We start from the raw sequence: 7,614 nt of genomic DNA on the forward strand, positions 1-7,614 counted from the left end.
CCCCCATCACCTCTCGGCCACACCCGCCGAGACCCTCCGGTCACACCCGCCCAAGGGGGCCGTATCACCCATCCCGGGGGCCACTCGGCCCCCCTCCGTTCGGGCCTCGCACCGAAAATTATCGGTCCGATCGGAGACGGGTGACCTGCCAAAACCAAAGCTCCGCGTCAGATCCGTTGACGTGGCCCCCGTGTCCTCCTATGGTGCGCCTACAAATTTTTCGACAGCAGGCCGATAATTTCTGCTTTGGTGCGAAGGGGCACGATCATGTCGCTACGTCGGCGCGGTGCGATGGCCTTGGTGGCCTCCACCCTTCTGCTCGCCGCCTGCGGCGGGGGGAACTCCGAGAACGACTCCAACGCCGGTGGGGGGGTGACGATCGACTGGTGGCACATCGGTACCACCGAGCCGACCGCCACGATCTACGACCAGTGGGTTCAGGACTTCGAGGAGCAGAACCCCGGCGTGAAGGTGAACGTCACCGCGCTGGAAAACGAGGCGTTCAAGTCCAAGATGACCACCATCACCGCGGGTGGTGACATGCCGGACGTCTTCTCCACCTGGGGCGGCGGCGTGCTGGCCCAGCAGGTGGAGGCCGGTCTGGTGAAGGACCTGGACGTGGTGGGCGGTACCACCATGGACCAGTTCACCGAGGCCGCGCTGTCGCCCTACCGGGTCAACGGCACCTCCTACGGCATCCCCGTGGACGCGGGCATGGTCGGCTTCTGGTACAACAAGGCGCTCTTCGAGGAGGCCGGTGTCGAGGAGACGCCGACCACCTGGAGCGAGTTCCTCGACGTCGTCCAGACGCTCAAGGACGCCGACATCACCCCGATCGCCCTCGCGGGCAAGGAGGAGTGGCCCGGCCACTTCTACTGGTCCTACCTGGCGATGCGGGTCGCGGGGCTGGACGCCCTCGAGGACGCCGCCCACACCAACGACTTCACCCACCCCGGCTTCGTCGAGGCAGGTGAGCGCCTGCGCGAGCTGGCCGAGCTGGAGCCCTTCCAGAACGGCTACCTGGGCGCCGACTACTCCAGCCCCGACGGCCAGGCCGCCCTCATGGGCAGCGGCCGGGCCGCCATGGAGCTGATGGGCCAGTGGGCCCCGTCGGTCCAGGCGGACGCGGGCGGCGGCATCGGCGACGACCTCGGCTTCTTCCCCTTCCCGGAGGTCGAGGGCGGCGAGGGCTCGCTGGACGAGGTCTTCGGCGGCGGCAACGGCTTCGCCGTCTCGGCGAGCGCGCCCAAGGAGGCGGTGGACTTCGTCCTCTTCATCTCGGAGGCCGAGCAGCACGCCGCGTACGTCGAGTCCGGTGCCGGCCTGCCGGTGACCGAGGAGGCCATCGAACTGGTGGAGGACCCGGACCTCCGCGTGGTGGCCGAGACCATGGCCGCCGCCGGTGGCTTCCAGCTCTACCTCGACCAGGCGTTCCCGCCGGCCGTCGGCGGGCAGGTCAACAGCAGCGTCGCCGAGCTGTTCGCCGGGGTCGCCACCCCGGAGCAGGTGACCGAGGCCATCACCGAGGTGGCCAGGGCAGAGGGCTAGCACGCCCGCACCGCGCGCGGGATTCCACCCCGCGCGCGGTGCGCCGGCGAGGGGAGTCGACCGGCACCATCGGGTCGGCTCCCCAGCGGCGCGGGGTGGCACCCCGCCCGGGACCGCGCCCCCCGGCCGTCGGGGAGGACGCCCCGACCACGCGCGGCCGGTCCCGGGAGACCGCCACCGCGTGCCCCGGCACGGCGGACCCCGTACCGTCACGGGTCGACGCGGGAGCCCGGCACAGCCGGCTCCGGAAAACGCCCCTCGGCCACGGAACCGCCGCCGATCGCCACGAAGACACCACCAGGACCAGTTCGTTCCCGGAACCCCGTCGTTCCCGGGAACCCCGGGCCCTCCGAGCCGCCGATGTCGCGGGGGGCTCCGGCCCCGGCACCAGCGCCGGGGCAGCGCTCCCCGCGTACCCGTACCCGTACCCGGCGGGTGGCCCGGACCCTCCGCGGTCCCCCGCCCTCCGGCACTCAGCCGGTGCACCCCGGGGCGCGACCGGCCGCCCCATCTTTCTCCCGAAGCGGAGCCCGACCATGACCTCTCCGGTGTTGACGACCGACGAGCCGAACGCGACCAACCGTCGCGGCGGCAAGCCGCCCCGTGCGCCGGCGCACGCGATGCCCACCGACCGACGCCGCCGGGACAAGCGCCTGACCGTGGCGGTCTTCCTCTCCCCCGCCCTGCTGCTGTACGGGCTGCTGGTGCTCACCCCGGTGGCCCTGGCGATGTGGTTCAGCCTCTACTCCTGGAACGGGATGGGCGGGCTGCCCACCGATTTCGTGGGGCTGGACAACTTCCGTCGCATGCTGAGCGACCCGATCTTCCTCGGGGACCTGCGGCGCGGTGGCATCCTGATCCTGCTCGCCCTGACGGTGCAGCTGCCGCTGGCCATGGGCCTGGCGCTGCTGCTGAACCAGCGGATGCGCGGGCGGGCGATCTACCGCCTGCTGTTCTTCGCCCCGTACGTGCTGTCCGAGGTGATCACGGCGGTGCTGTTCACCAGCATCCTCTCGCCGGACTCGGGCCTGCTCAACCACGTGCTGGGCTCGATCGGCCTGGAGTCCCTGCAGCGGGCCTGGCTCGCCGACCCGGACACCGTGCTGATGTCCCTGTTCGTCGTCATCACCTGGAAGTTCTTCGGCTTCTACACGATCCTCTACCTGGCCGGGCGGCAGAGCATCCCGCACGAGCTGAACGAGGCGGCCTCCCTGGACGGCGCGAGCCCCTGGCAGCAGTTCCGGCACATCACCCTGCCGCTGATGGGCCCCACCATCCGCATCAGCGTCTTCCTCTCCGTCATCGGCACCATCCAGCTCTTCGACCTGGTGTGGGTGATGACCCGCGGTGGCCCGGTGCGCTCCTCCGAGACGCTGGCCGTGACGATGTTCGACTTCGGTTTCCAGCGGTACCAGTTCGGCTACGCCAGCGCGTTCAGCGTGGCGATGTTCGTGATCAGCATGGTGTTCGCCCTGCTGTACGTGCGGTTCGTGATGCGTCGTGACACGCAGGGCGCGCTCACCACCATGGGAGGGGCGAAGTGAACCACCGCCGCAACACACTCCTTGTCGGGGTCTCCCGCCAGCTGCTGGCGCTGGGCCTCGCCATCCTGATCGTCGGACCGCTGCTGTTCGCCGTGCTCGGCGGCTTCAAGGACAGCGCCCAGCTGGCGGAGAACCCCTTCGGTCTGCCCTCGCCGTGGCGCCCGGAGAACTACGGCGACGTGCTGGCCTCGGACACCTTCTGGCGTCAGGTCTTCAACAGCACGCTGATCGGTCTGGTCACCACGGTGCTGGTGGCGGGACTGGGTGCGATGGCCTCCTTCGTCTTCGCCCGGTACGCCTTCCGGGGCCGCGAGGCCTTCTTCATGCTCTTCACCGTGGGCCTGATGTTCCCCTTCGCGGCGGCGATCCTCCCGCTGTTCGTCCTGCTGCGCTCGATCGGCCTGCTGGACAACTATCTGGGCGTGATCCTGCCGCAAGTCGCGTTCGGCCTGCCGATCACGATCATCATCCTGCGCGGCTTCTTCCGGGAGATCCCGCGCGAGGTGGAGGAGGCCGCGATCCTGGACGGCTGCTCGCCGTTCGGGTTCTTCTTCAAGGTGCTGCTGCCCATGGCCCGCCCGGCGCTGGCCACGGTGTCGGTGCTGGCGATCGTGGCGAGCTGGAACAACTTCTTCCTGCCACTGGTGATGTTCACCGACCCGAGCCTGTGGACGCTGCCGCTGGGCGTGCAGCAGTTCCAGGGGCAGTACGCCTCGGACACCGCCCGGGTGATGGCCTACCTGGTGCTGGCGATGCTGCCCGCGCTGGCCTTCTACTCGGTGGCGGAGCGCCACCTGGCGGGTGGCCTGACGGCGGGCGCCACCAAGGGCTGAGCCGTCTTTTTCGGGGTGTCTCCGGCCCCCGGCCCGGATCGCGCGTCGCGCGGCCCGGGCCGGGGGCCGGAGCCGTGCGCGGCGCCGGACGGCGCCCCCGGCGGGGGGCCGCGCCGGCGGGAGCGACCCGGGGGCGTGCGGCCGGCCGGGCGCGCCCGCCGGTCGGACACCGTCACCTCGTCGGGCACGGCCGCGGCCCTCAGATCTGGTTCAGGCCGCCGTCGACGTACAGGCTCGCCCCGGTGACGAAGCTGCTCTGGTCGGAGGCGAGGAAGGCCACGGCGGCGGCGATCTCCTCCGGCCGTCCGAGCCGTCCCAGCGGCACCTGCGCGGCCAGGTGTTGCCGGAAGCCGGCGGCCTGCTCCGGATCGGGGACGAGCCCGGAGAGGCCGGGGGTGTCGGTCGGGCCGGGCGTGACGGTGTTGACCCTGATGCCGCGTCCCCGGAGTTCGTTGGCCCAGGTCCGGGCGAACGATCGGACGGCGGCCTTGGAGGCCGCGTACACGCCGAACGCCTCCGTGCCGGCGTCCACGTTGGTGGAGCCGTTCAGGATCACCGAGGCGCCGTCGTTCAGCAGGGGAAGCGCCCTCTGGACGGTGAACAGCGTGCCCCGGACGTTGATCCCGAAGAGGGTGTCGAAGTGCTCCTCGGTGATCCGCTCGAGCGGCGCGAACTCGGCGACGGCGGCGTTGGCGAACAGGACGTCCAGGCCCCGCCCCCGGTCACGGATGGTGTCGTGGAGCCGGTCCAGGTCGGCCGGGTTCGCGATGTCGGCGGTCACCGCCGTGACCACCGTCGGGCCGATCGTCTCGACGGCGGCGTCGAGTTCGGCCCCGCGCCGCCCGGTGATGAAAACGTGTGCGCCCTCGGCCGCCAGTCGCGCGGCGGTGGCCAGCCCGATGCCGCCGCCGCCCCCGGTGACCAGGGCGGTCCTGTTCTCGAGCAGTCCCATGTCGATGACCTCCGTCGATTTCCGTATCGATCGATGCAGAAGTCGAACCGTAGCACTTCTGTAGTGATCGCTGCGGAAGAGGTAGACTGCGGGGGTGAGGAACGGACGGAAGGGCCCGACCGGCCGACCGCGGGGCTTCGACACCGACGAGGCCCTCGAACGCGCCATGCTGGTCTTCTGGGAGCACGGCTACGAGGGGGCCGGCCTGTCCACGCTGACCAGAGCCATGGGCATCTCCACCACCAGCATGTACGCGGCCTTCGGCAACAAGGAGGAGCTGTTCCGCAAGGTCCTGGAGCGCTACACCGAGGGGCCGAGCGCCTACCTGGCCCGGGCGCTGGAGGAACCGACCGCCCGCGAGGTCGCCGGCGCGATCCTGGCCGGCACCGTCCGCACCACCACCCGCCCGGCCCACCCCGCCGGATGTCTGGGCGTCCAGGGCGCGCTGGCCGTGAGCGACTCCGGACAGGCGGTCCGCGACCTGCTCGCCGCCTGGCGCAACGACGGCTGCACCCGGGTCCGGGAGCGGTTCCAACGGGCCGTCGAGGAGGGCGACCTGCCCCCGGAAACCGATCCGGGTCTCCTGGCCCGCTACGTCACCACCCTGGCGTTCGGCATCGCCGTGCAGGCCGCGAGCGGTGTCGACCGGGAGGAGCTCCGGGCCATGGCCGACGCCGCGCTGGGCAACTGGCCGATCCGCCCCTGAGGGCCGTCCGACGCACGGCCCCCCGGTCAGCCGCCCACCTGCACGGCGAAGACGGGGCCCTCCCGGTGACACGGTGGCGCGTCACCGGCCGGCACCCACCCCCGCTTCCGCCCTGTCGGCCCGGGCTCAGAAGGGCACGCCCGCGCGCTTGGCGAGGCGGGTCAACCGAGGATTGCTGCGACGGTGCAGGGAGGTGAGTACCCGCATCAGCTCCTGACTCGTCGGATGCACCCGCGCCATCTCGGGGGCAACCGCCCACGCCTCCTCCAACGAGGCCAACGCCGCGTCGCGGTCACCGAGGGCGAGGTGTGATCGGCCGAGGTTCATGTGCAGGGGACCGATCCGGGTGGCGGGCAGCGAGGTGCCGCCGCGCATCAGATCCTCGGCGGTCTCCAGCGCGGTGCGGTGGTCCTCCAGGTCGGCACGGGTCGCGATGACGTGGGTGGCGGTCTGCTGCGGGCCGAAGTGGATGCCGTGCTCGTCGGCGTCCTCGCCGTACTCCTCGGCCGTGCGCCACGCGGCGTCGATGTGACGGGCGGCGGTGGCCCCGTCCTTCAGGCGACCGGCCAGGGTCAGTCCGCGCAGGTGCAGGATGCCCAGCCCGAACGCCCGGTCACGGTCCCGAAGCGTGGATTCGGCCTCGATGATCGCCTGATCGACGACCGCCAATCCTCCGGCGAAGTCACCGGAGTTGAGAAAGGTTCCGGCCTCATCACGGGCGGCCACCACGGCGGCGACCGGATGAGCCCGCTCGGCGGCCAACCGCTGTTTCATCACCGCGAGTTCGGCGAGGTGCGTCCATCGGTGACGCGCGGCGAGCCAGTAGACCACCGAGTAGGCGTCGGCGACGCGGGCCCACGCGTCGGGGGACCCCGTCGCGTGGGCGTGGTTGGTTGCCCCGGTCAACACCGCCGGCAACTTCCGCAACACCGCGGACAGTTCCGTGCGGTAGCGGTGCCCGTTCAACCCGTCCAACTCCCCCGGCAGATCCTCGGGATGCGGCGGTGGGGTGTCGGCGATGTCGAAGCGTCTGATGGCGTGGTTGAGGGCGGTCAGACCGTTCTCGTCGACGCGGCGGACGGAAGCCGTGCCCAAGAGTTCATCCAGGGTCAGATCCATGGCATGGGCGAGAGCGGCGGCGATGCCCTGGGTCAACGCACGGTCCCCCACCTCGATCTTGCTCAGCAGCGACACCGACACGCCGGCCCGTCGGGCGAGGGCCGACTGACTCAGGCCGCGCGCCTTGCGGCACACCGCCACATTCGCGCCGGGCCCGGGAATCCTGGTCGCGCTCATGTGGTGCGCCCTTCCCTTTCGACCGCCTTCACCTCACCCATTTTCTCACTCCTGGAGTTCACTCACTCACCCTTTGTGCAAGGCGTGTGAAAGTTCACTTCCTCCGGCGGGAGTTCCCTTGGGCGAGACATATACCCGCAGAGGGGGCAAGGAGACATGGGCCGCATCGAACAGGTGGCAAAGACACTCTGCCACGGAGAACCACCCCATCCGAGGGGAACCTTGGTGGTGGACACGGCCTCGGGGCGAACGGGCCTCCTGATGGGGGTCATCGAGGAACGACTCAAGGGGTCGGGCCGTGTGGTCGACCGGCAGGCGTACGTGAGGCCGGTGGGGGGTGGAATCGAATGGAGCACCCCCCTGGACCGCATCCGGGTCGTCGGGAACGGATGAAGGTGCCGACCAAACTCGCGGCCCTGCTCGTGCCCGGCGATGTGATCGGCTATCGGGGTGAGTGGCGCACGGTCCGGGAGACCGCCGGCGCCCGTGGACCCATGGGTGGGTTGGCCGTGGTCGTCACGTGGGCGGAGGGCGACTCCGCGCGCTTCCCGGCCGGCGACGAACTGGTGGTGCGGGACTCGGCGGCGCCCCCGACGGGCACACAGGACGCCCCGGGCTCCCCCACCCGGCTGGGCACATGAACACCCCGCCGGGACCGGGGGAACCGACCGGGTGTTCCCCACACCTCCGGCGCCCCCCGGGGCGGCCGGCGTCGGTCAGCGGGCGGTGGGGGCA

7 protein-coding genes are annotated in these 7,614 nt (G+C 71.0%); 5 read left to right on the forward strand and 2 right to left on the reverse strand.

What is annotated here, in order from left to right:
* Positions 1-267: 267 nt before the first annotated feature.
* The 3 genes from FNQ90_RS07390 to FNQ90_RS07400 all read left to right on the forward strand — a co-directional run bounded on the left by FNQ90_RS07390 (position 268) and on the right by FNQ90_RS07400 (position 3,925).
* Positions 268-1,548 (forward strand): extracellular solute-binding protein, encoded by a 1,281-nt coding sequence (locus FNQ90_RS07390; protein ID WP_182605587.1) that lies wholly within the window; start codon positions 268-270, stop codon positions 1,546-1,548.
* A 536-nt stretch (positions 1,549-2,084) separates the two neighbouring features.
* Positions 2,085-3,092: a carbohydrate ABC transporter permease gene (locus tag FNQ90_RS07395; RefSeq protein ID WP_143619348.1), complete on the forward strand. Its 1,008-nt coding sequence runs from the start codon at positions 2,085-2,087 to the stop codon at positions 3,090-3,092.
* A gap of 41 nt (positions 3,093-3,133) precedes the next feature.
* Entirely contained in the window at positions 3,134-3,925 is a 792-nt protein-coding gene (locus FNQ90_RS07400; RefSeq protein WP_153426835.1) for a carbohydrate ABC transporter permease, read from the forward strand.
* Positions 3,926-4,124: 199 nt separating this feature from the next.
* Here the strand turns inward: FNQ90_RS07400 and FNQ90_RS07405 are convergent, their stop codons facing one another.
* Entirely contained in the window at positions 4,125-4,877 is a 753-nt protein-coding gene (locus FNQ90_RS07405) for an SDR family oxidoreductase (RefSeq protein WP_182605589.1), read from the reverse strand.
* A 94-nt stretch (positions 4,878-4,971) separates the two neighbouring features.
* Here FNQ90_RS07405 and FNQ90_RS07410 point away from each other — a divergent pair, with 94 nt between their 5' ends.
* A complete protein-coding gene (locus tag FNQ90_RS07410; RefSeq protein WP_182605590.1) occupies positions 4,972-5,583 on the forward strand; it encodes a TetR/AcrR family transcriptional regulator in 612 nt (203 codons plus the stop codon).
* A gap of 126 nt (positions 5,584-5,709) precedes the next feature.
* On the opposite strand, the gene FNQ90_RS07415 is transcribed toward FNQ90_RS07410, so the two are convergent.
* On the reverse strand, positions 5,710-6,879 hold the full coding sequence (locus tag FNQ90_RS07415) for a helix-turn-helix domain-containing protein (protein ID WP_182605592.1): 1,170 nt from the start codon (positions 6,877-6,879) through the stop codon (positions 5,710-5,712).
* A gap of 395 nt (positions 6,880-7,274) precedes the next feature.
* Between FNQ90_RS07415 and FNQ90_RS07420 the strand changes: the two genes are divergently transcribed.
* On the forward strand, positions 7,275-7,520 hold the full coding sequence (locus tag FNQ90_RS07420) for a hypothetical protein (protein ID WP_407699319.1): 246 nt from the start codon (positions 7,275-7,277) through the stop codon (positions 7,518-7,520).
* Positions 7,521-7,614: the final 94 nt, after the last annotated feature.

Origin of the sequence: Streptomyces alkaliphilus, from assembly GCF_014141535.1 — a bacterium.
Lineage (GTDB): Bacteria > Actinomycetota > Actinomycetes > Streptomycetales > Streptomycetaceae > Streptomyces > Streptomyces alkaliphilus.